Source organism: Bacillus sp. FSL M8-0025 (genome assembly GCF_037975475.1).
Classification (GTDB): Bacteria; Bacillota; Bacilli; order Bacillales; family Bacillaceae; genus Bacillus; species Bacillus subtilis.
In genome coordinates this window covers 1,245,810-1,267,840 of sequence record NZ_CP150258.1, presented here as the reverse complement: position 1 = coordinate 1,267,840, position 22,031 = coordinate 1,245,810, and the positions used below count along the sequence as shown (strand labels likewise).

At 45.5% G+C, this 22,031-nt stretch carries 22 protein-coding genes; 7 read left to right on the top strand and 15 right to left on the bottom strand.

Going from position 1 to position 22,031, the window contains the following annotated elements:
- Position 1: 1 nt before the first annotated feature.
- The 7 genes from MKX38_RS06595 to MKX38_RS06565 all read right to left on the bottom strand — a co-directional run bounded on the left by MKX38_RS06595 (position 2) and on the right by MKX38_RS06565 (position 7,737).
- Positions 2-1,021 carry a zinc-binding alcohol dehydrogenase family protein gene (locus tag MKX38_RS06595; RefSeq protein WP_227057390.1) on the bottom strand — a complete coding sequence of 340 codons (1,020 nt, stop codon included), beginning with the start codon at positions 1,019-1,021 and terminating at the stop codon, positions 2-4.
- Positions 1,022-1,026: 5 nt separating this feature from the next.
- Positions 1,027-2,040, bottom strand: a complete 1,014-nt coding sequence (gene allD / locus MKX38_RS06590) for an ureidoglycolate dehydrogenase (protein ID WP_339189028.1) — start codon at positions 2,038-2,040, stop codon at positions 1,027-1,029.
- A 104-nt stretch (positions 2,041-2,144) separates the two neighbouring features.
- Positions 2,145-3,524, bottom strand: coding sequence for an MFS transporter (locus tag MKX38_RS06585; RefSeq protein ID WP_003232760.1), 1,380 nt, complete (start codon positions 3,522-3,524; stop codon positions 2,145-2,147).
- A 67-nt stretch (positions 3,525-3,591) separates the two neighbouring features.
- Positions 3,592-5,013, bottom strand: coding sequence for a glucuronate isomerase (gene uxaC, locus MKX38_RS06580; RefSeq protein ID WP_120027993.1), 1,422 nt, complete (start codon positions 5,011-5,013; stop codon positions 3,592-3,594).
- A 197-nt stretch (positions 5,014-5,210) separates the two neighbouring features.
- The gene (locus MKX38_RS06575; RefSeq protein WP_003232765.1) at positions 5,211-6,389 is read right to left on the bottom strand and encodes an FAD-dependent oxidoreductase; all 1,179 of its coding nucleotides are present in this window, start codon (positions 6,387-6,389) and stop codon (positions 5,211-5,213) included.
- A 39-nt stretch (positions 6,390-6,428) separates the two neighbouring features.
- Positions 6,429-6,851 carry a DUF1641 domain-containing protein gene (locus tag MKX38_RS06570; RefSeq protein WP_003220510.1) on the bottom strand — a complete coding sequence of 141 codons (423 nt, stop codon included), beginning with the start codon at positions 6,849-6,851 and terminating at the stop codon, positions 6,429-6,431.
- A 388-nt stretch (positions 6,852-7,239) separates the two neighbouring features.
- Positions 7,240-7,737, bottom strand: coding sequence for a cupin domain-containing protein (locus tag MKX38_RS06565; RefSeq protein WP_041850949.1), 498 nt, complete (start codon positions 7,735-7,737; stop codon positions 7,240-7,242).
- Positions 7,738-7,868: 131 nt separating this feature from the next.
- Between MKX38_RS06565 and MKX38_RS06560 the strand changes: the two genes are divergently transcribed.
- The 3 genes from MKX38_RS06560 to fetB all read left to right on the top strand — a co-directional run bounded on the left by MKX38_RS06560 (position 7,869) and on the right by fetB (position 10,467).
- A complete protein-coding gene (locus tag MKX38_RS06560; protein ID WP_032725494.1) occupies positions 7,869-8,843 on the top strand; it encodes a multidrug resistance efflux transporter family protein in 975 nt (324 codons plus the stop codon).
- A 119-nt stretch (positions 8,844-8,962) separates the two neighbouring features.
- Positions 8,963-9,715 carry a phosphate ABC transporter ATP-binding protein gene (locus MKX38_RS06555; protein WP_003232774.1) on the top strand — a complete coding sequence of 251 codons (753 nt, stop codon included), beginning with the start codon at positions 8,963-8,965 and terminating at the stop codon, positions 9,713-9,715.
- On the top strand, positions 9,715-10,467 hold the full coding sequence (fetB, locus tag MKX38_RS06550; RefSeq protein WP_003232776.1) for an iron export ABC transporter permease subunit FetB: 753 nt from the start codon (positions 9,715-9,717) through the stop codon (positions 10,465-10,467). Before MKX38_RS06555 ends, fetB begins: the two co-directional genes overlap by 1 nt.
- A 45-nt stretch (positions 10,468-10,512) precedes the next feature.
- On the opposite strand, the gene MKX38_RS06545 is transcribed toward fetB, so the two are convergent.
- Positions 10,513-11,325 (bottom strand): uroporphyrinogen-III synthase, encoded by an 813-nt coding sequence (locus MKX38_RS06545; protein ID WP_124073146.1) that lies wholly within the window; start codon positions 11,323-11,325, stop codon positions 10,513-10,515.
- A gap of 173 nt (positions 11,326-11,498) precedes the next feature.
- Between MKX38_RS06545 and MKX38_RS06540 the strand changes: the two genes are divergently transcribed.
- The gene (locus tag MKX38_RS06540) at positions 11,499-11,687 is read left to right on the top strand and encodes a hypothetical protein (protein WP_003232781.1); all 189 of its coding nucleotides are present in this window, start codon (positions 11,499-11,501) and stop codon (positions 11,685-11,687) included.
- A 40-nt stretch (positions 11,688-11,727) separates the two neighbouring features.
- On the opposite strand, the gene MKX38_RS06535 is transcribed toward MKX38_RS06540, so the two are convergent.
- Both MKX38_RS06535 and yjiB read right to left on the bottom strand, forming a co-directional pair.
- Positions 11,728-12,906 carry a glycosyltransferase gene (locus tag MKX38_RS06535; protein ID WP_339189021.1) on the bottom strand — a complete coding sequence of 393 codons (1,179 nt, stop codon included), beginning with the start codon at positions 12,904-12,906 and terminating at the stop codon, positions 11,728-11,730.
- A gap of 22 nt (positions 12,907-12,928) precedes the next feature.
- Positions 12,929-14,119 (bottom strand): monooxygenase YjiB, encoded by a 1,191-nt coding sequence (gene yjiB / locus MKX38_RS06530; protein ID WP_339189018.1) that lies wholly within the window; start codon positions 14,117-14,119, stop codon positions 12,929-12,931.
- 390 nt (positions 14,120-14,509) lie between these two features.
- Between yjiB and MKX38_RS06525 the strand changes: the two genes are divergently transcribed.
- Complete coding sequence (locus MKX38_RS06525; RefSeq protein ID WP_003232791.1) at positions 14,510-14,788, top strand: hypothetical protein; 279 nt, start codon at positions 14,510-14,512, stop codon at positions 14,786-14,788.
- Positions 14,789-14,818: 30 nt separating this feature from the next.
- On the opposite strand, the gene MKX38_RS06520 is transcribed toward MKX38_RS06525, so the two are convergent.
- From MKX38_RS06520 to fdhF, 4 genes are all read right to left on the bottom strand, one after another.
- Positions 14,819-15,445 carry an NUDIX hydrolase gene (locus tag MKX38_RS06520; protein ID WP_076457825.1) on the bottom strand — a complete coding sequence of 209 codons (627 nt, stop codon included), beginning with the start codon at positions 15,443-15,445 and terminating at the stop codon, positions 14,819-14,821.
- Positions 15,446-15,523: 78 nt separating this feature from the next.
- Positions 15,524-16,165 carry a DUF4352 domain-containing protein gene (locus tag MKX38_RS06515; protein WP_003244850.1) on the bottom strand — a complete coding sequence of 214 codons (642 nt, stop codon included), beginning with the start codon at positions 16,163-16,165 and terminating at the stop codon, positions 15,524-15,526.
- 196 nt (positions 16,166-16,361) lie between these two features.
- Positions 16,362-16,922: a DUF1641 domain-containing protein gene (locus tag MKX38_RS06510; protein WP_003232799.1), complete on the bottom strand. Its 561-nt coding sequence runs from the start codon at positions 16,920-16,922 to the stop codon at positions 16,362-16,364.
- Positions 16,915-19,872 carry a formate dehydrogenase subunit alpha gene (gene fdhF / locus MKX38_RS06505; protein WP_339189014.1) on the bottom strand — a complete coding sequence of 986 codons (2,958 nt, stop codon included), beginning with the start codon at positions 19,870-19,872 and terminating at the stop codon, positions 16,915-16,917. Before fdhF ends, MKX38_RS06510 begins: the two co-directional genes overlap by 8 nt.
- Positions 19,873-20,017: 145 nt before the next feature.
- Between fdhF and MKX38_RS06500 the strand changes: the two genes are divergently transcribed.
- Together MKX38_RS06500 and MKX38_RS06495 are read left to right on the top strand one after the other, a co-directional pair.
- Positions 20,018-20,593 (top strand): YjgB family protein, encoded by a 576-nt coding sequence (locus MKX38_RS06500; protein WP_339189011.1) that lies wholly within the window; start codon positions 20,018-20,020, stop codon positions 20,591-20,593.
- 100 nt (positions 20,594-20,693) lie between these two features.
- Positions 20,694-21,092: a DUF2809 domain-containing protein gene (locus tag MKX38_RS06495; RefSeq protein WP_017697549.1), complete on the top strand. Its 399-nt coding sequence runs from the start codon at positions 20,694-20,696 to the stop codon at positions 21,090-21,092.
- A gap of 8 nt (positions 21,093-21,100) precedes the next feature.
- Here the strand turns inward: MKX38_RS06495 and MKX38_RS06490 are convergent, their stop codons facing one another.
- Entirely contained in the window at positions 21,101-22,000 is a 900-nt protein-coding gene (locus tag MKX38_RS06490; RefSeq protein WP_339189008.1) for a DUF2268 domain-containing protein, read from the bottom strand.
- Positions 22,001-22,031: the final 31 nt, after the last annotated feature.

The following is a 22,031-nucleotide window of genomic DNA, read 5'->3' as shown; positions in this document are numbered from 1 at the left end:
TTTAATCAAACGTGATGACGGCTTTCCGCACCTGATCTGGATGCTCCTTAATAAACTGAAATGCATGATGAACGTCATCAACTGAAAATGTATGGGTCACCAGCCCGTTATGCACTAACTGGCCTCTATTCAAAAGCTCTACCACTTTTGGAAACTGATTGGTCTGCAATCGGGATCCGGTTATCGTGACTTCTTTTTTTGTAATCGGCAGCTGAGAAATCTGAGCCGCTCTTTCATCAAATCCAAGCACAACCACATGTCCCGCCGGTGACACGGCCTCAATTGAAAGCGCAAATGTCTCCGGCAGGCAAACAGCATCAATGACCACGTTTGCTCCTTCATTCCCAGTCCATTCAAGGACCCGCTTGGCAACATGTTCTGCTTGGACATTTACAACAGCATCGGCGCCGTTTTCTTTCGCAAATGCCAGCCGCTCGTCGTTCAAGTCAGTCATCATGACAGCAGCGCCCGCCAGCTTTGCCATTTTCAACACACAGATCCCGATGGGCCCCGCTCCCTGGATCAGGACGGTATCACCTTTTTCCACCTGGCCTCTCCACACTGCCTGGGCGCCTATCGTATAAGGCTCGGCCATGACTGCTTCCTCCCAAGGCAAGTCCTTTGAGACCGCGTGAAGCTGCCTTTCCGGAAGCACAATATATTCCCGCATGCCTCCGTCCTCATGTACGCCAAATACAGAAAGCTTGGCGCAAACATTCGGCCGCCCTTTGCGGCAGGCATAGCACGATCCGCAATAAGAAATCGGCTCAATTACCACATGATCACCGGGTTTTAGGCTCTGTACTTTCGCACCAACTTCCTCCACTTGTCCCGTTACCTCGTGTCCGATGACTCTCGGGAGGGTAGCAAGCGGATTCGTTCCATGATAAATGTGCATGTCTGAACCGCAAATGCCGACTCGCTTGACTTTCACGAGCACTTCATCATCCTTTGAAAGAACTGGCTTCTTCACCACCGCTGTCACCAGATCATACGCTTTTCGCACTTGAACCGCTTTCATTTTTCTCACCTGCTTTTTAAGAATTCATACACGCTCCGGGCGATAGAAATTCCTTTTTCCTTATTTCTTTCTTCAAGCAGCTGCTCGATCTCGCCGGGCACATACACTCTTTCGAATCCAACAGCCGGCGGTGATTGCTGCAGTTCATCAATCATGTCATCCATCTGCTCTAAAAACGTATCCCAGTCAGTAAAAAAGGCTGGATTGATCGCGCAAACGTAATGCCCCAGCTTTCTTTTTTGATCAAGGCCGCTGTACATTTTGGCAATATGAGGACCAAAAGCCGCGCCCGCCAGCAATCCGGAAAACACATCCACTACAATCGATAGTCCATAGCCTTTCGGGCCGCCGAATGTTGAAAGTGAGACGACCTTGTCAGGATCAGTTACTGCTTCTCCGTTTTCATCGACTCCCCATCCTTCAGGAATTTCATTGCCCTCTTCACGGGCCTGCAGAATCTTCCCAAAAGCCACTTTGGATGTCGCCATATCTAGGATAAACGGTTTTTTATGCTTAGCCGGAACACCGTAAGCAATCGGATTTGTCCCTAAAAAAGGAGTCCTCCCCCCAAACGGGACAACGATACTGTCTGTATGCGTCATTGCCATTCCGATCAGCTTTTTGTCAGCCGCTTTTTGCACAAAATAGCTTAGCGCTCCGCAATGGCTGCTGTTTACGGCCGTGACCATGCCGACTCCGTTTTTCTTCGCCATGTCAATTGCATGGTCCATCGCCATGTCGCAATTCACATGACCGAAACCATCGTCTCCGTCAAGCACCCCGGTCACAGGCCCCGTTTCTTTAAAAACAGGCTGTGCCCCAAGATTGATCCCTCCCGCTAAAAGCCTGTTCACATAGTGTTCTGTGCGCAGCACGCCATGCGAATGTACATTGCGCAAATCAGCGTGCACGAGAACATCTGCTACTTTTTCAGCATCTCGTTCATTCAAACCGGCACCGGCCAGCTTTTGTCGAACGAGTTCCTTTGCTTCTTCAGATGCAATTGTTATCGTTTTCAAGCAAGTGCCTCCTTCCTTTTCAGTTTTTTGGGCACTCTCCTAGCGAAACCCCTACAAACACATTTTATTTACAAATTATTTTAAATATTCTCTATATTATATTGTCAGCTCTTTTGATGAAGATCCTGAACGATCTGAGCATGCTGCTTGTCTGTGAGTTTATAAAGAAAGCCGATAATGATCATCGCTAATGCCAAAGCAATTGCCGGATACAGAAGAAGCAGCGCTTTGATGCCAATCAGCGCCTGTGCTGTCTGGACTGCATTCGGCACATAGCCGATTATCCCCAAACCGATCCCCGAGAGAAAGCCAGACAAAGATTGAGCAAGCTTTCTTGAGAAATTGAAAAGTGAATATGTCGTTGCTTCCTTCCGTTCACCGGATTTCCATTCGCCATAGTCGATAATATCGGAGACAAGAGCCCACGTGATGCCATTTGGGATACTGATTCCGATAAAGGCGATACTGGCGAGAATTGTAAACACATAAACGTTAGATGGAAGCATAAAGTTGATCAGATCCGCGGCCACACTGATGCCGAAGCCGATCATTGCTGTTCGTTTCTTTCCAAACATCTTGACGAGCTTTGGTAGGAATACGACGCCCAAAAAGGAAGAACCAATAATGATGAAGTTCATATAAGCCATTAATTCAACATTGCCCAAGTTATATTGTGCGAAATAGACGAGCATGGCGGATTTAATGTTGTATGCGGAAATTGAAAAAATCGTCATCAGGACAAGGGTTAACAGCGGTTTATTTGTAATAAATGTTTTGACGACAGATGAGAGTGTTAATTTTTCTTTTGGTGCTTCCGATATGACAATGCGCTCTTTGCAGTTGCGGTAGCAAATATAAAACCAAAACACACCGAGCGCGGCGAACAAGCCCATGACCACTGGGTAGCCGACCTTCGGATTATCAAACTTGACGAGCAGCGGCATCACGGCCACACTTGTGATAAACAAGGCGCCAAGTGATCCGATTTGGCGGAACGTTGAAATGGAGGTCCGGTCCTCAGAATTTTGAGTCATCGCTGCCCCTAATGAGCCGTACGGAATATTCACAAACGAATAGCCGATGCCCCAAATCATATAGGATGCATATGCATATATCAGTTTTCCGGTCGTTGATACATTGGGAGACAGAAAAATAAGAACAGTAAGCACCGCAAGCACGATGCTGCCGATTAATAGATAAGGCCTGAATTTCCCCCGTTTGCCGATGTTTTTGCGATAATCGATTGATGAGCCGACAATTGGATCTGTTATCGCTGCAAACAGCTTACTGACTAAAAAAATGCCGCCGGCCATCGCAGCGGGGATTCCCGCTACATCAGTGAAATACTTCAATAAATAAATCTGGCCGAGATCAAACATAAAACCGTTGCCAAAATCACCAAAGCCATAGGACATTTTCTCTTTCAATGAAAGCCTTTTTTCCGTTTCGACCGACACAACCTTATTTGCCAGTTCAGTTCGCATGTTCCACCTCTGTGTCTTAAGAATTTTCGGATAGTGATCCGCTCAGCGATGCTGAGCGGACACTTTGTTACACGTTTGCTTTCTCTTCTTGAAATTGAAAGTAGTGTTTCGCATTGTCATAGCAAATCCCCTGAACGATGCTTCCCAGAAGCTCCATATCGCGTGGCACTTCGCCGTTTTCCACCCATTCTCCAATCAAATTGCAGACGATCCGCCTGAAATATTCGTGACGCGTATACGAAAGAAAGCTTCTGGAATCGGTGAGCATGCCGATAAAACGGCTGAAAAGGCCAACGTTTGATAACGCTTTCATTTGGTCGAGCATCCCGTCTTTAGTATCGTTAAACCACCAGGCTGTGCCGAATTGTATTTTTCCCGGGGTAATACCGTCCTGAAAACTGTTGATCATGCTGGCGATGACATAGTTATCATTTGGGTTCAATGAATATAAAATCGTTTTCGGCAGCTGGTTCTTCATCTCAACTGAGTTCAGCAGCTTGTATAAAGGCTTAGCAATTTCTTCATCGTTCATTGAATCATAGCCTGTATCAGGTCCGAGCCTTTTCATCATTTTTGTATTCGTGTTTCTTAAAGCGTTGATATGAAACTGCATCGCCCAATCGAGCTCCGCATACAAACCGCAAAGAAACTGAAGCGTATGTGTCTTAAATTTCTTCTCATCTTCATAAGAAACCTCTGTTCCTTGTAATCTGTCAGAAAAAATCCGTCCAGCTTCTTCTTTTGTTGTTTCGGCAAATACCATTGAATCTATCGCGTGATCAGAAACTCTGCCGCCGGCTGAGTGGAAGAATCGCACTCGTTTTTCCAACGCCTTTAAAAACTCATCATAGGTTGTAATCGATATGGCGGCGGCATCTTCAAGCGCCTGCACCCACTCAGGAAAGCCTTCACGATTGATCTCAAGTCCTTTATCCGGCCGAAATCCAGGCAGCACGCTGACAGGAAAGTCTTTGTCTTCTCTTAATAATAGATGGTATTCAAGAGAATCAACAGGGTCATCTGTGGTGCACACAACCTTTACATTTGATTTCACAATTAAATCCCTTGCCCCGAAGCCTTCTCCTTTGAGCAGTTCATTTGTCCGTTTCCATATAGCCGGCCCGGACTTCTCGTTTAAAATCTCATAAATGCCAAAAAAACGCTGTAATTCTAAGTGAGTCCAGTTGTAGAGTGGATTGCCGATCGCCATCGGCACGGTTTTCGCCCAAGCCATAAATTTCTCCTCATCAGGCGCATCTCCAGTGATGTATGTCTCCTCAATTCCATTGGCTCTCATGATGCGCCATTTATAATGGTCACCATACAGCCAGGCTTCCGTGATGTTTTGAAATGTCTTATTTTCATAGATTTCTTTCGGACTTAAGTGGCAGTGGTAATCAATAATTGGCATGTCTTTCGCATAATTATGATAGAGGCTGACAGCGGTTTCATTTTTCAATAAAAAGTTTTCGCCCATGAAGGGTTCCATGTTCTCACCGTCTTTCATTCTATTTCAAAATGTTAACGTTAACATTTTGATTTGGTTTTATTTTACCTTTATATTCCTCTGGGATCAATCTCTTTTTTGAAAATGAAATGTTAACGCTGTCATAAACATAAAAAAAGACATTGCCAGAAAGCACTCAGAAAGGAATGCTTTTGGCAATGCCAGATTCATTAAAAGGATTAGTAAGCCAGGCTGAAAAGTCCTTTAATATGTGTCAAATATCGTACATTACTTGCTTCTTTCATCAAGGAAGCAGGAAGACCTTTAAGCGGTGTAGAATTAGCACCAATGATGGCAACCGCGTCTTTGCGTCCAAGGCTTGCAAGTGTACCAGAGTTTACTGGCTTGAATGTTTCAAGCGTTTTGCCTTCCAGGTAAGCGAATAGGTTGTAACCGATCAGCTCACCCATTTGCCATGCGATTTGTGCAGTTGGCGGGTATGGACGGCCGTCTGGACCGAAGTAAACTGCGCTGTCTCCAGCAACGAATACATCTTCATGAGATGTAGATTGCAGGAAGTCATTTACAGTCGCGCGTCCGCGGTTCACTTCTAGACCTGATTCACCGACTAATGGGTTACCTTGTACGCCGCCAGTCCAAACAAATGTGTTGGCAACAACTTTAGATCCGTCTTTCAGATCAATTACGTTTCCTTCTACATTTGTAACAGGAAGACCTGTTAAGAACTCAACGCCGCGTTTTTCAAGGCTTGCAGTCGCACGTTCGATAAGATCATCCGGAAGAACAGGAAGGATTTTCGGACCTGCTTCAACAAGTTTCAATTTGATTTCTTTATGGTCTACACCGTATTTTTTCGCAAGGTTCGGCATAATGTCAGCAAGCTCACCAACAAGCTCAACACCTGTTAAGCCGCCGCCGCCGATAAGGATTGTTGCATCTGCTTCGTTTTTCGTTTTAGAGTACTCGCGCACACGATCTTCAACATGCTGGAAGACTTTGTTCGCATCAGCAGCAGATTTCAATACCATGCTGTTTTCTTCAAGACCTGGGATGCCGAAGTAAGCCGTTACAGAACCAAGACCTACAACAAGCGCATCGTAAGTTAATGTAGAACCGTCAGCAAGCGCAACTTCTTTTTTATCAACAGAGAAAGAGCTTACTTCCGCAATTTTAAGATCAATGTCTTTGCCTTTGAAAAGTTTTTCTAATGGCATTGCAACCGCTTTTTCAGACACGTTGCCTGCAGCAAGGCGGTGTAATTCCGTAATGATTTGGTGAGTAGGGTATTTGTTTACCACTGTCACGCGTGCTTGTTCTTTTGTGTAATGTTTGCGAACTGTTAGAGCAGAAAGAACTCCGCCATAACCAGCGCCTAGAATGACAATATGTTTTGACATCGTATATCCTCCGTCCTTTATATCAATTTGAATCTGAGATTATTTTTGGTTTTCGCGTTCGTTCATGACTTCAAGGTAGCTGTTAGCAAAACGGAACAGCTTTTGAGCTTGAGGATCTTTCAGCATGCGAAGAAGGCCGAAAAGTCCAATTGTTTCGTTGCTTGCTTCCGCGCGGTCTTTTGCTTCGATCGCAGTCGCAGCTACTTCTTTCGCTGTTTCTTTTACAGGCTCAAGAATTTCAGTGATCGCACCGACTGTGTCGCTTTTTAACACTTCGTCAGTCGCTACAGACTGAGCGAAATCATAAGACTTCGTTAAAATATTCACTAACTCAGTCAGCTTCGGAAGCTGGTCAACTAAAACAGTCAATGATTCTTGAACTTCTGGCTTTAATAGCTGATCAATAAGATCTTGCTGGCTTTGGCTGACAGACGCATTTGTTTGATCGATTGTTTCTGGCATATCCAATTCTCCTTTACTATAAGCAGTTTGCTGATTTTTTTGGAAAGGGTAGTGCCTCTCCCTGTCTCACGCTTTTAAGGCATAAGAATAAGGATTGTGAATTCGTGCACAATCATTTACAAAAATAAATGTTTACTACCCAGTTTTTCATCTTGCCATATTCAGTATTATTTTTATCTAAAAATAAACAATTGAATAAGTCAAAATCCTTTACTCTCTCTGAAAATAGCAAACACAAAAAACTCCAATTCGATTACCTTCTATATGATAACACTTTTTGAACAAAATTTGAACGTGAATTGCTTCGATTATGAAATTAATTTATATGGAGCTCATGTCATATCGTTTCTGCGGCACTAGTTATTGACAATCCAGCAATTTCTCCCCTTCACTTTACCCATATTTCCAATAGAGGCTCTCTTTTTCCTGTGATCGGATCATTCGCCGGCAACGCCGCCTGCTTAATCTGTTTGAGCGCTTCCTCCCGCTCATTCGGTTTCCCCGTCTTTATATCATACTGAACGCCACCGGGATAGGCGCCAAGGACAGTAAAATCGGGGCTTGAGTTGAGCTTTTTATGTCCGACTCCGGCTGGAATCACGACTGCGTCGCCTGATTTGAAAGGGATGGCAGCCCCTTTTTCTCCCCCAAACTGAATCACAGCCTCTCCCCTAAGGGCAATCAGGACTTCATGCGTATTGCTGTGATAATGATGGTATGGAAAAACACTCCCTGACCAGCTGTTTGACCAGCCATGCCGGATGACGATCCGCTCTGCCAGTCCGGTGTCCTTAAGCGCGTTTTGATACACCACGAGCGGAAAATCAGGGTGATTCGGAATCCTGCCGTCATCCGGAAAGAAGTATGTCTGTGTCTCTTTTTCCATTAATTACACCTCCCTTTTTTGTCTTCCACACATAGCGGTTCGCAAAACATGATGTTTTTCTCATGATTCCATTGATCTGCATGATACCGAATAGTATAGTATAAAAAAATAATGCCAGAATGAGGGATATCATGAAAGCTATCGTTATCGGAATATTGGCTTCACTCTTTTTCGCCGTTACCTTTATCTTAAACAGAGCGATGGAGTTATCAGGAGGCAGCTGGCTTTGGAGCTCTTCGCTGCGCTTTATTTTTATGGTGCCGTTTTTATGTTTGATTGTCATCATGAGAGGGACATTCACGCCTCTCTTACTAGAGATGAGGAAAAAGCCGTTTTATTGGATCAAATGGAGCTTCGTCGGCTTCGTGCTTTTTTACGCGCCGATTACATTTGCGGCTGCATACGGTCCGGGGTGGCTCATAGCCGGAACCTGGCAAATTACAATTGTAGCCGGGGTGCTCTTATCTCCTTTGTTTTATGTCAAACAAGATATGCCGGGCGGTCCGCAGCTCGTTCGCCAAAAGATTCCCCTGGTTTCACTTGGCACTTCCATGATCATCCTGATTGGAGCGGCTCTGATTCAGCTTCAGCATGCAGAATCGCTTTCTGGGAGGATGCTGCTTTTCAGTGTGCTGCCGGTTGTCATTGCGGCTTTTGCCTATCCGTTAGGAAACAGAAGAATGCTCGAAGAATACGGAGGCCGGCTTGATACATTTCAGCGCGTGCTTGGAATGACATTGGCAAGCCTTCCATTCTGGCTTATATTAGCAGCTTACGGCTGGTGGTCAGATGGCCTTCCAACAGCAAGTCAAACCGTTCAATCCTTTATCGTTGCCGTCAGCTCAGGCATCATTGCGACGGTTTTATTTTTCTGGGCCACTGATATGGTAAGAGACAATCCGCAAAAACTCGCAGCTGTTGAAGCCACTCAAGCCGGTGAAGTGATTTTCGCGCTGCTTGGTGAAATTGTTCTGCTGTCAGGCGTTTTCCCATCTCTTTTATCATTTGCCGGTTTGTTCATTATAATAGCGGGGATGATGTTACATACCTTCGCTTCACAGCCGAGAAAACCGAAAAAGAAAGCACAGTCAAATCTGACTGCGTAGCATCTGCAGGAGAATGGGTGAAAGCCTGTTCTCCTTTATTTGTGCTACCAAAAGGAATCTGTTTCACGTTATAGTTAAATATAATGTCAGCCTACTTATATTGAAAGGTGATTATTGTAATGGAAGCAAACGATCAAACACAAAACATACCAGCCATCTCCTTCAGATCAGTCAGAAAAAGCTATAAACAAGATGGACAAACCTATGATGTGCTGCAGGATGTCACCGGAGACATTCAACAGGGCGCAATCGTAGCCGTTTTAGGTCCTTCCGGCTCAGGCAAAAGCACCCTCCTTTCTATGTGTAATTTAATGAGAACGCCTGACAGCGGCGAAGTCAACATATACGGAAAGGAAGTCAGAGAATGGAATGTCAATGAGCTGAGGCGAACGGCAGCCCTCGCGTTTCAATCGGCTCCCGTGCTCGACGGGACAGTGCGTGACAATTTAAGTCTTGTACAAAGGCTGCATCAATCCCAGCTGTACTCTCCTGAAAAGCTGGCTTCGCTTGCAGGGCTGCCGCCAGAGTTGTTAGACAGAAGCGCCAGAGACTTATCGGGCGGGCAGCGGCAAAGACTGTCACTGGCCAGAACGCTCTCAAATCCTTCCTCCATTCTATTGTTGGACGAAATCACATCGGCCTTGGACCCGGTTTCTGCTCTTGAGATTGAAGAACTGATCAAACGTCAGCATCAAGAGAAAAAATGGACAGTCATGTGGGTCACTCATAATATGGAGCAGGCAAAACGAATAGCCGATACCATTTGGTTTATGGCAGATGGCCGGCTGCTTGAAATCGCTGAAACCGACACATTTTTCTCCGCTCCGCAGCATGAAGCAGCGAAAGAATTTTTGAAGGGAGGCACTCGGTAATGGATTACCTTTCTCTCTCTTTAACGATGATCTTTGTTTTGATCGCCTTGTTTTTATCAAAATCCTTTAAAGCCGGTGTAGAAAAAGACATGATCATCGCCACCATCCGGGCCGCGGTGCAGCTGCTTATCATCGGTTATGTTTTGTCGCTGATTTTTCGCGGAGACCACCCTGTTTTTATCCTGCTGATGGTGCTGTTAATGCTCGCGGTGGCGGCGCAAAATGTCATCAAGCGAAAGAAAAATACTATCGGTTCGTTTTGGAGGGTGTTTGCCGCGTTAGCAATCGTAGAAATTGTGACGCAGGGAATTCTGCTGTCTCTTCATATCATTCCGCTTACGGCACGATATGTCATTCCGATCAGCGGGATGGTCATCGGAAATTCGATGGTGCTCTCAAGTTTGTTTCTAAACCGGCTTAACTCAGAAGTCGGCGTTCGCAAAGAAGAAATTCAATTAATATTGTCACTTGGCGGCACACCGAAGCAATCCATACAGCGCATTCTTACCTCAGCGATGAAAATGAGTATGATCCCGACGCTCGAAAGCCAGAAAACACTGGGTCTTGTCCAGCTTCCCGGCATGATGACTGGCCAGATTCTAGCCGGCGCGGACCCGATTCAGGCAGTACGCTTTCAACTCTTAATCGTGTTTACAACGATGGCCTCAGCCGCGCTGACTTGTGTAATCTTAAGCGTGCTGACATACCCATCATTATTCACCGTTCATCAGCAGCTGAAGCAGAATGAATGACAGACAAAAGCCGCTTTCCGAGGGAAAAGCGGCTTTTTGTACTTGTTATTCCTTTTCTTCATAATACTTGGCCAGCTCAACAATCATCGCACCCATCCGCTCAATCTCTGGCGCAAGCAGTCTCGTAATGCCCTCTTCCCGCAGTGCTTCAGCAGTCACTTTTCCGACAGCAGCTGCGATGGCGCGTTCTTCGAATACCTTCTTCACTTCATTGATATAACCTCGCCCCTTAGCAAAATCAAACAGGGAACGAACCTGAATGGCCGTTGTAAAACAAACGGCATCAATCTCACCGTTCATCAGCTCTCGGCATAACCGCTCCACCGTTTCCTCCTCCGGCGGGATGTGCTGATAAGGCAGAATCGGCAGGACAGACGCGCCTTTTTCTTCAAGAAATGCCATGAGAGCCGGCGCTTTTTCGCCATGAAGCTGTACCATGACTGTTTTTCCTGAAAAGTCGTGAGGCTCCAAAGAACGGATTAAGCCTCTTGTTGTCCCGTCTTCATCCGAAGCTTCCGGTGTGATCCCAAGCTTTTTCAGCGCAGACAGCGTTTTGTATCCCCGGCATGCCGCTTTCGCTTGGCGAATGGCCTGCAGAAACTCATCTTTCAGTCCAATTTTCTCTGCCATATCGACAAGAGTCTCCAACCCGATGCCTGTCGTGAAAATGACCCAGTCAGCTTTCTCTTCCGCAAACGTCCGCAAATCCGGCTCCACCTGCTTCTCTGCTAAGTAAACCGTGCCTTGGAGAGGCCGGATGACAGGTATTCCGCCCTGTTTTTCAATGATTGTACTAATTTCTTCCGTTTTTCGTGAGCCACCGATTGCCACGCGTTTTCCAAGTAACCCTTTTCCCATACCCGTTTCCTCTCCTCTTTGCATAGGCTTTTTATGTATATAAGCTTAATAAAGCTATTTTGGCGCAAACCAAGGGAGAAATCAAGATAAACCCAAACCTCTAAAATCCATTGAATACGCCGGAAGCTTGCTGTAAGATAAACAGCAGACACGTCTTGTAACGGAGGATCGACATGGAAACAAAAAAAGAAGAATATGAAACAAAAGGCTACGATACATCGATCGTTTACGAATTCAATGAATATCCGGACGCCCGCAGCGGGCGCTGCGACAACTGTGATTACACACTGTTCAAAAGCTCTGTAAAAGGCGGAAAATTTCTTAGAGAATGCCGGAGATGCGGGATGAAAAAAAATATTTAAACAAAAAACCGAAATCAAATTGATTTCGGTTTTTATGTTTTTACTGCGGGACAGCAGATTTTTTCATAAACGCTTCAATCTCAGCTGCCGCACGCTCCGCTCCGCCAGCTTCTTTTACATCCTTTTGCATATTCTTGACGCGGCTGAGCAGCTCTTGATCACTGGATACAGCCTGAACCGCTTCCTGCAGGCTGGAAACAGTCACTTCCTCTTTCGGCAAATAAACGCCAAGGCCTAATTCATCAACCCGATTTGCAGTGAGCTCTTGCTCATACATTTGCGGAATGACGACAAGCGGCACACCTGCGTTCATCGCTTCCATCGTACTGTTCATCCCGCCATGAGAGATGAACAAATCAGCTTTCTCTAACACCTCAAGCTGCGGCACACTTTGGCGAATGGTAAAGTTAGCAGGAATATCCTCCAAGCTTTCTGGATCAATCGTTTTCCCAACCGACATGATCACTTGCCATGAAGAATCCCGAAATGCCTTGATGCACATCTTGTAAAATTCCGGCCATGCGTTAAACGCCGTACCCAAAGAAATCAGCATAAGCGGGCGATCATCCTTGTCAATCAACAGGCTATCTTTCTCCTTCCGTTCTCCGAGAGAGGGGCCGACAAAACAGAAACGGTCATCGAACGTCTCATGCTGAATCTGAAAAGACTTCGGCATAAAGACAATATTTAATGCTTCCGGCACAGCTAACTGTTCAAATGAAACAGCCGGCAACTTCTCTTGCTCCAAGTAGGCTTTAAATTCAGCCTCTGCTTCTCTTATTTTTTTCAGCATGTCTTCATTTCCTAACTGAAAGGATTCATTTTGGGCATATGACGAACAGAGCTTAATGACCGGAACATTAAGCTTTTCAGCAAACAATTTACCAGCCAGCGCAACAAAGTCATAGATGATCAGATCAGGCTGATCATCCTTATATAACTCCTCAAGCTGCGGCAGAATGCTGAGTGATTCTTTCAAAAGGCTGAGGGGCGCGTCATTCTTTTCCATCATCTCCCTGATTTGCTTAGGATCAATATTCAAGGATGTATGATAGAGTAATGCTTCTCCACCGGCTTGCTGAACAGCGGGCGCAAACTCCTCAGTCGTCGCGTACGTGACACGGTGCCCTTTCTCACAAAGCTTCTCTACTAAAGCAAGCGTAGGATTGACATGTCCGTACGCCGGGATATTGATCATCGAAATATGGTACTTTTTCATGAATCTCCAGTCTCCTTATCTATTACATTTTCACACGGAAGCTCTTTAATCCGTATATCACACTGTTTTCAATCGGAGTGATACTGACGCACTCCATATGAGGAAAAGCAGAAATCAAAGACGTTAACGCGATATTTGCTTCAAGACGGGCAAGCGGAGCCCCAAGGCAAAAATGGATGCCATGGCCAAACGCAATATGCGGGTTGGGATGGCGGCGGATATCAAACATGTGCGACCTGTCAAACTTCGCTTCATCACGATTTGCCGATGCCACAAACGCCAAAACCATATCACCTTCTTTAATCAGGTGCCCCCCGATCTTCGTATCCCGCTTGGCAATGCGCCTCAAAACCGGGGCCGGCGCTCTGAAACGCAAGGCTTCCTCCACTGCCTGAGGCATCAGTTCAGGATGGCTGCGCAGTTCCTCGTAAACGCCTGGCGTTTCTAATATGCTGTACATCGCATTTGAAATCAGGTTTGTAGTGGTTTCATTTCCGGCCACCAGCAGCAGCGTGCAAAACGGAATCAGCTCTTCACCGGACAGCTTCTCGCCTGTTTCTTCCGCTTCCACTAAAATAGAAATAATATCCTGTGCCGGTTTGTTTCGCTTTTCTTCTATGATGCCGGCAAAAAACGCGGCCAGTTCTTCCTCACACTTATCTCGTTCTTCCAAAAAGGCTTTTTCAGCTTCTTCACTTTTATCCTTCGGTGTACTGACCAGAAGATCAGACCATGCTTTAAACTGATCCATATGCGCTGAAGGCACTCCCAGCAGCTCAGATATCACAATAACCGGAAGCGGATATGAAAAATCGTGAACAAGGTCAAACTCACTGCGCCCCTGAAATTTTTGAATCAGTCCATCTGTGATTTCTTGAATTCTCGGTTCCCATTGCTTCATCACGCGCGGAGTGAAGGCTTTATTCACGACTGAACGGATTTTTGTATGCTTCGGCGGGTCCATGTTAATGATGGAATTTCCAATAGAGCTTGTCTGCTGCGGCATGTAACTGGAAAACAGCTCTTTATCCCCAACAACTTTTTTGACATCATCATAAAGAAAAACGCTCCACACTTGGTTTTCTTCATCAAAGGAAACAGGCGCATCCTTTCTCATCGATTCGTACCATGGAAACGGATGATACGCATCCTGTTTGTTTTTCCCATTGAGCAGCGCTCGCTGCAAGGCTTGCCGGCGGTTTAACACATTCATGTACGGTCACTCCCCTTGAAAGAATTCAGCAATTAATGTTCCACTTCACCTCCCGCTTTCGAAAAAGAGAGGGACTACCACAAATAATTAAATTGATAACAGCAGGCAGGCGATCACGATGTTCGATGCAGGCATCATATATTCCCCCTCGAATTTCGTTCATCTTACCATAATCTTTCAATTTTTTTCTATTCTGCACTGCTGTTTTGGCTCACAACGTGACCTTAGGCATAAGCACGCAAATCCAATATGGATTCAATTGCACCGCTCCGCTCAAAAAACGTCTCTGTTTTCAACCAAATGCACTAACTCCAAAAATGACTTTCCCATTATGTAAAATAATTTGGTTCTATGATTAAATAGAAGGTAAAAGGTGAAGGAGAGAACAACGTGGCAGCACAGACTGATTACAAAAAACAAGTTGTCGGAATCCTACTTTCACTTGCATTCGTACTCTTTGTGTTCTCTTTTTCTGAGAGACATGAAAAACCGCTTGTTGAGGGAAAAAAACAGGAAAACTGGCATACTGTCGTCGACAAAGCCTCTGTCAAAATTTATGGCAGCCGATTAGTTGAAGAAAACAAATTAAAGCAAAAACTCGGCCATAAACAAGCCGATTCTATTTTGACCCTTCTGAAACTCGCCAACGAAAAACACATTACATTATAAAAAAGAAAGAGCCCATAGGCTCTTTCTTTTTTAGTCAAATATCGTTTTCTTGTCCGGATGGCGCAAAAAGTCAAACAGCATGCTAAGCTGTGAGGGTGTGTTTCGTTTAGGAGAAAGCGGCGGGAGTCTGTCTTCCGGAAAAAAAGCGGCATGATTCGTCTCGATCCCTGTTTCCCCCTGCCCGCCCGTCATGCTGCATGCGATGAAGATTTTATAATAGTGATAAGGCTGAGGGGGATGAGAGTGTTTATGGCTGTCTAGCACGGCCAGCAATCGAGACGGCTCTGTATCGTACCCCGACTCTTCTTTGATTTCCTTGACAACGTTTTCAGCCGGCGATAAACCAATCTCGCAAAATCCGCCCGGCAGCGACCACAGCTCATCATGCTTCTCCCGGACAAGCAAAATCTGATTCTCTCTGAATACAGCGCCGCGAACATCCGCTTTCGGTGTTGGATAGCCCTTCTCGCCTTGCCATAAATCAGTGATAACTTCAATGTCCTTCTCCGAGTAATCCGCCATCATTTCCGCGCTAAGCTTCATTAGCTCTTCGTACCTCTCCCTGTCGTACACATCCTTGGAAAAAGCAAGCCCCGCTTGGGCGATCGCCCGAATCCGCTGTGCCCGTTCCAGCCATTTGGTTTGCACTTTTATCACTCATCCTTTCAAGTCAAGTTTCGCTATAAAAAATGCACGTTTTCCACAGCTGAAAAACGTGCAACTGTAAATTAGCTTCTAATCTAACTTCACCAAGTAATCAATATCGTCCTTTACTCTCTCTTCTGTATTACTGCTATTTGTATCAGCTAAAAACGGATTATATACCAGTGTGTAATGTTTCTGTTCTCCTTTAGGGATGACATAACTGAGTACACCTGTAACCTTTTTCCCCGATACTAGTGTTCCTCCCATAAGGATTCTGCCCTTCTCTTCTATAGAAAAAACAGGCCGCACTGATTGATCATTCTTATCTCTTAAATCAAACCCGATAAAATTGTAGCTTATTGAATCTTCCCCTATATTTTCCATCGTTACTTCTATAATAAGCCGTTCCTCATCATCTTTTATTGTTTTTGTCTCCTCATTTACAGCTCCGCCAACATTCATATATTCACCTTTTTGCACTCTATCAACTTTATTCACTGTAAAATTCGTATGTCCTGCTTTAAATGTTTCTCCTATTTTATGTATTTGATCATCTTTTTTGGTCTTCGGCTCACCGCCTTTTTTCAATTCCTTATCAAGTTCCTTTTCAAGCTCTTCTTGCGATTTTTTCTCTTTCGGTTTTTCCTTCTCTGACGCATCGCTCGATTGGCTGCACGCAGAAAGCGCTAACCCGATCGTCAAGACAAATAATAGTAATAAGACTTTTTTCATGATTGTTCCCCCATCTAAAGTAATCGATTTCTATTATAATCAGATTTTTCCTTTTCTTAACAGGTAAGAAAGTAACGATTATTTCTATCTCATTCATCACAATCTTACTTCTTCCTAGTATTTGAATATTTTTTACTAGTCCATTAGACCTTTTCATCAAAAAACCCGAGCTGGCTGAAGCCGCTCGGGTGGGAGGTCAATCTCGCTTATTCATTCCTCTTTTCTCTCGAGGTTCCTGATGATGTTTTTGGTGTTCCGGAGGCTGCGTCGTGCGTTCCAGCTCCTTTGTATCTTGTCCCATTCCTTTTAAAAAGGAAAAGAGCAGTGTAATTGATTTGTTGATTTCCGGGTCTTTTAGCGATCGGATAATATCAAAATAACCTGTCTTTTCTTCACTGTTTTTCTGCTCTACAGCGCTTGCCACACCCGCATTCACTTTCAAAATGAGAGGCTCCAGCTGCTTCACGTCCAGCATGCCGAGTGTTCCAAACAGAAGAAGCAGATTTTTCAGCGTATTGGCTGTTTCCTCTGTATCTGCCTTTTTCACCAGGATATCAAGAACTTTATCCCCTTGACCAAAAAGGCCGCGGAGCAACGGCAGGACACCGCGCTCGTTCATATGGCCCAGCATATGCAATGTTTCGAGAATCGCTTCTTTGTGGTCAATTAGAGCATCTTCAATTTCCCGCAAATCACGCTTTCGCTGATCCTCTTCTGTTACCTCGATTTTTTGGATTCGTTTAATCGCTTTAGCCATTATGGCCCATCCCCCTTTTCACAGCGTCACCAGGGAAAATATAATCCTTCCGCGCCCATTTTTTATGAACCTGCACACCGATTTGCGGCTGCGGATTGCCGTTGCGGTGGTTGATCTTAGGCAGCGGGCTGATTCCGTCGTGCTTCAAAATTTCCATCTTGGCCGATGTTTCTTTGTAAGCAGGCGTATCGGTATCCTTATCGGCATGGCTGCCTGTTAACAGGTTGATCGCCGCTTCCCCTGAATCGTTCATTGGCAGATATACTTCCTTCCCTTTGACTCGATCAGTAATCAGGCACTTCACTTTGACATTTCCGAAAGGCGATGTGAGTCTGACGAGGGTTCCGTCCTGAATCCCTCGTTCTGCCGCAAGCTCAGGAGAAATTTCTAAGAACACTTCCGGTGTTTTCTCCGAAATCCCTTTTGATTTGTAAGTCAGGTTCCCTTCGTGGAAGTGCTCCAAGAGCCGCCCATTGTTGACATGGATATCATATTCCTCACCGAATTCCTTAGGCTCTGTCCACTGGACAGGGTAGAGAATGGCCTTGCCGTCTGGGAAAGGGAAGCGCTCTGTAAAGAGTAAAGGCGAATCCTTTCCATCAGCGTTTACAGGCCATTGCAGGGAATTATAGCCCTCAAGACGTTCATAGGTGACACCGGCATAAATCGGCGACAGCTTGGCTGCTTCCTCCATAATGTCTGCAGGATGCTCATAGAGCCAGCCGGCGCCAAGCTTATTGGCAACCTCCATAATAATCTGCCATTCCGGCTTTGATTCACCCAGCGGTTCAAATACCTGATACAAACGCTGAATCCGGCGTTCTGTGTTTGTAAACGTTCCTTCTTTTTCAAGGCTCGGGCTCGCAGGAAGAACCACATCAGCAAACTCCGCTGTACGTGAAAGGAAAATGTCCTGCACCACAAAGAAATCAAGCTTTTCATATGCAGCGTGTACATGATTGATATTGGAGTCGACAAGGCCCATTTCTTCACCTTTTACATACATCGCTTTCAACTGTCCGGAATGGATTTTTTCAATCATTTCGTGGTTGGTCATACCCGGCTCCTTCGGCAGCGGTACGCCCCATGCCCGCTCGTATTTTTGGCGGACTTGTTCGTCCGTCACTTTTTCATAGCCCGGTAGTCTGTCAGGCATACTCCCAAAGTCACTTGCTCCCTGCACGTTGTTATGGCCGCGCAATGGGTAAGAACCTGCTCCCGGTTTTCCGTAGTTCCCTGTCACAAGCAGCAGATTAGAGATCGCCGTGCTCGTGTCGCTTCCTCCAATATGCTGTGTCACGCCCATCGCCCACAATGCGCACACACTGTCAGCTTGCCCGATCATCTCTGCCATTTGGATAAGGGTTTCTTGATCAATCCCGGTTTTCTCCTCAGCATATTCAAGTGTGTACGGCGCGAGGCTTTTTACATATTCATGCCGTCCGTTCACTCTTTCTCTCAAAAATCGTTCATCGGCCTTGCCGTTTTCTATTAAATATTTGGCGATCGCATTCAGCCAGACGATATCCGATCCGGCACGCGGCTGGACAAATAAATCGGAGCGTTCTGCCATTTCGTGTTTTCTGATATCCGCGACGATCACTTTCTGCCCTCTTAGCTTATGAGCCCGTTTAATGCGAGTGGATAAGACTGGATGCGACTCAGACGTGTTCGAACCGATAATCAAAACAAGGTCCGCTTGCGCGATATCTGTAATTGATCCTGAATCACCGCCATAGCCGACTGTCCGGAACAGGCCGGCAGTCGCAGGAGATTGGCAATAGCGGGAGCAGTTATCCACATTATTTGTGCCAATGACCCCTCTGGCCAGCTTTTGCATAAGATAGGATTCTTCATTTGTACATTTAGAAGATGTAATAAAAGCGAGAGAATCCGGACCAAACGCCTCTTTTAATTCCGTGAACTTGCTGGCGACCAGCGATAACGCCTCCTCCCACTCTGCTTCACGGAAATGGTCACCTTCACGGATCAGCGGCTTTGTCAGGCGTTCTTCGCTGTTAACGAAATCCCAGCCGAACTTGCCTTTCACACAAGTAGAAATGCCGTTGGCTGGCGCTTCCTCCTGTGGCTCTACTTTCAGAATGTCTCTGCCCTTTGTCCAGACATCAAAGCTGCAGCCGACGCCGCAATACGTGCAGACGGTTTTCGTTTTTTTGATTCGTTCATCGCGCATGGCCGATTCCATATCAGAAATCGCGAGAATCGAGCCGTAGCCTGTCTCTACGCCTTTCGTGATCTCAATCATCGGTCGCAGCGTTTCGTTATTGATGCCTGTTAAATATCCGGCTTCCCCTTCCATTCCTTTTTCCATCATCGCGTTGCACGGACAGACCGTTGAACAATGGCCGCATGACACACATGACGACTCATTGATCGGCACGTCGTTATCCCAAATGACGCGCGGGCGTTTCCGCTCCCAGTCAATGGTCAGCGTTTCAGTTACCTGAACGTCCTGGCATGCCTCAACACAGCGTCCGCACAAAATACATTGATCTGGATCATAACGATAAAACGGATGGGATTCATCCTTATGGTATGGCTTGTGATCAAACGGAATGCTTTGGTGATTGATTTTCATTTCCTTCACCGTATTATGTATTTCGCATCCCCCATTGTTGTAATCGCAAACTGTACAATAAAGCTCATGATTATATAAAATCTTGTCCATCCCGATGACCTGCGCTTTTTTCACGTCAGGTGAGAGCGTATCAATGATATCCCCATCCTTTAATTCAGCGGAGCACGACCTCTTCAGCTCACCATTGATGCTGACGATGCACGTATCACATGTCTCAATCGGCCCTAAGCTTGGATGATAGCAAACTTGCGGCACTTCAATCGAGCTGTTATTCAAAAGCTGCAGCACCGTCTGTTCCTCGGACGCTTCCATTTCAACGCCGTTTATTGTGATTTTTTTCTTGCCAGGCATCTCCATTCCCCTTTCTTGCTTTATATACCGAATTACCTATTTCAGTTCCCTTACAACAACTCAATAAAACATACAAAGCGCACTCACATGTTTTATTGCACTAACACCGGGAAACGGAATGGTAGATCAATTAGGAGGGATTAACATGAAAAAGACAATGTCTGCTATAACCGCGGCAGCAGCAGTAACAAGCTGTTTTACCGGCTTTGGGGCTGCGTCCTTTTCAGCACCGGCAAAGGCCGCAGCTCAAACAAACACACTCTCAGAAAACACGAATCAATCAGCCGCCGAGCTCGTCAAAAACCTCTATAACACCGCCTATAAAGGGGAAATGCCTCAGCAGGCGCAAGGCCTTACCATTAACAAAAGCACAAAAGGGGATGTCCACGCTGCGTTTGGGGAACCGGAAAGACCAGTCGGGGGAGACAATCGATTTGATTTATATCACTGGAATATGGGACAGCCGGGCTACGGATTTTCCTATCATAAAGACATGACAATTTCAGAAATCCGCTACTTTGGAACCGGTGTGGAACGTCAGCTGAATTTAGGCCGAGTTACGCCGGAAGTGCTGCAGAAGCAATTAGGACCAGCAAATCGGGTGTTAACCGTCCCGTTTACCGATGAAATCGATTATGTATATGATACAGGCCGCTATGAACTCCATTTTGTAATAGACACGGATCAGACAGCCGACCATGTAAACCTAAAAGCAAAATAAACACCCTACGCGGCTATTCAGCCGCTTTTTTAGTGGACAAATAAAAGCTATATTCCTTACAATACAGGGAGATGAAAAAGAGACGGGGTATCAATTCGCAATGAAGCGAAATCGTTGGATATATGCAGTTTTCACCGTACTGATCATTGGGCTGGGGCTTGGATCCAGAGCATTCTCCAGTGTTCTTCCTGATACTCTCAATACTTATCTGGGAGACTCGTTGTGGGCCGCCATGATCTTTACGGGATGCGGATTTCTATTTCGGAAGCTGAAGACAATGATAACGGGCATTATCAGTCTTTCTTTCTGTTTTGTCATTGAATTCAGCCAGCTCTATCATGCCGAATGGATCGACCAGATTAGGGATACTTCTCTTGGCGGGCTTGTACTGGGGTACGGTTTTTTATGGAGCGATATCGAAGCATATACAATCGGAATTGCCGCCTGTGCCGCCATAGAACTGCTGGTTTTGGGAATCAAAAAGCGCCGCTGTATGTGACGCTTTTTTCATGTAGAAAACAGCCCGCATTGAGAAAGAATGGTCTTCGCATCCAAACGTGTGGCCTCGCTTATCGTGATATGATGTTGATTCATAAATGACTGAACGGCATGATAGCCAACTGCATAACCCGCAAAAGCCGATAAATCTGCAGGCTTAAAGCCTTGGTCGTTAGCAATTGGATCACCAAACATATAACGGCTGACTTCCGAAACTCCTTTCACATCCAACACCTCATTAATCACATCAATGGAATATTGCAAATCCTCATGATCAAAACGAGTTACCCAAGGGCCCAATCGTTCCGTACCAAACAGCTCTCTGGCGAATGATTCCGCCAATCCTTCAATCACAAGATAATCCCCGACACTTACAGAGCCATGATGAAAATCTATATACGAAAACCGCACATTATGATGAAACTCATGAGCAATAATGGAAGGAATCCTTGGCAGGTTATAACTGTTCGGATTAATCCATACATGAATAAAGCCCGGTATCCCGCCAAACCCGCAGTAGCCTTTTTGCAGCTGAAGCTTATTTGGATCAGCGATATAAAGGCCGAATTTGATCTCCTTTGCATTCACCCGCAGCTGTTCGCGCTCAGCAAAAAATATGCATTGCCGAAGTGCAGATTCAGCTGTCTCTGAAACATGTGATTCTTTCAGTATTTGTAGTGCTTTCTGGCCGCTTTCAGCATCACGGACATCCAAATAGCCCAGCATTTTCGCAGCCATGATCACATCATAGCCGTTTGGCTCCTTCGCTTTCAGCGGAACTTGGATGGCGGTCCACATCTTTTCAAACGGCCTCATCATCGTATACCGAAATACATCTTCTCTTTTCTGTTCTTCCATTGAAAACAGCTTTTCGTATTGCTCAAAGGTCTTTTCCATTACTAGATTCATCCTGATTCCCTCCTTGTCAAAAACATACGGT

What these genes read in the sequence shown, in the direction of transcription:
- MKX38_RS06595 (WP_227057390.1), bottom strand. Translation starts at nt 1,021, where the DNA reads ATGAAAGCGGTTCAAGTGCGAAAAGCGTATGATCTGGTGACAGCGGTG.
- MKX38_RS06585 (WP_003232760.1), bottom strand. Translation starts at nt 3,524, where the DNA reads ATGCGAACTGAACTGGCAAATAAGGTTGTGTCGGTCGAAACGGAAAAA.
- uxaC (WP_120027993.1), bottom strand. Translation starts at nt 5,013, where the DNA reads ATGGAACCCTTCATGGGCGAAAACTTTTTATTGAAAAATGAAACCGCT.
- MKX38_RS06575 (WP_003232765.1), bottom strand. Translation starts at nt 6,389, where the DNA reads ATGTCAAAACATATTGTCATTCTAGGCGCTGGTTATGGCGGAGTTCTT.
- MKX38_RS06570 (WP_003220510.1), bottom strand. Translation starts at nt 6,851, where the DNA reads ATGCCAGAAACAATCGATCAAACAAATGCGTCTGTCAGCCAAAGCCAG.
- MKX38_RS06565 (WP_041850949.1), bottom strand. Translation starts at nt 7,737, where the DNA reads ATGGAAAAAGAGACACAGACATACTTCTTTCCGGATGACGGCAGGATT.
- MKX38_RS06560 (WP_032725494.1), top strand. Translation starts at nt 7,869, where the DNA reads ATGAAAGCTATCGTTATCGGAATATTGGCTTCACTCTTTTTCGCCGTT.
- MKX38_RS06555 (WP_003232774.1), top strand. Translation starts at nt 8,963, where the DNA reads ATGGAAGCAAACGATCAAACACAAAACATACCAGCCATCTCCTTCAGA.
- fetB (WP_003232776.1), top strand. Translation starts at nt 9,715, where the DNA reads ATGGATTACCTTTCTCTCTCTTTAACGATGATCTTTGTTTTGATCGCC.
- MKX38_RS06545 (WP_124073146.1), bottom strand. Translation starts at nt 11,325, where the DNA reads ATGGGAAAAGGGTTACTTGGAAAACGCGTGGCAATCGGTGGCTCACGA.
- MKX38_RS06540 (WP_003232781.1), top strand. Translation starts at nt 11,499, where the DNA reads ATGGAAACAAAAAAAGAAGAATATGAAACAAAAGGCTACGATACATCG.
- MKX38_RS06535 (WP_339189021.1), bottom strand. Translation starts at nt 12,906, where the DNA reads ATGAAAAAGTACCATATTTCGATGATCAATATCCCGGCGTACGGACAT.
- yjiB (WP_339189018.1), bottom strand. Translation starts at nt 14,119, where the DNA reads ATGAATGTGTTAAACCGCCGGCAAGCCTTGCAGCGAGCGCTGCTCAAT.
- MKX38_RS06515 (WP_003244850.1), bottom strand. Translation starts at nt 16,165, where the DNA reads ATGAAAAAAGTCTTATTACTATTATTTGTCTTGACGATCGGGTTAGCG.
- MKX38_RS06510 (WP_003232799.1), bottom strand. Translation starts at nt 16,922, where the DNA reads ATGGCTAAAGCGATTAAACGAATCCAAAAAATCGAGGTAACAGAAGAG.
- fdhF (WP_339189014.1), bottom strand. Translation starts at nt 19,872, where the DNA reads ATGCCTGGCAAGAAAAAAATCACAATAAACGGCGTTGAAATGGAAGCG.
- MKX38_RS06500 (WP_339189011.1), top strand. Translation starts at nt 20,018, where the DNA reads ATGAAAAAGACAATGTCTGCTATAACCGCGGCAGCAGCAGTAACAAGC.
- MKX38_RS06495 (WP_017697549.1), top strand. Translation starts at nt 20,694, where the DNA reads ATGAAGCGAAATCGTTGGATATATGCAGTTTTCACCGTACTGATCATT.
- MKX38_RS06490 (WP_339189008.1), bottom strand. Translation starts at nt 22,000, where the DNA reads ATGAATCTAGTAATGGAAAAGACCTTTGAGCAATACGAAAAGCTGTTT.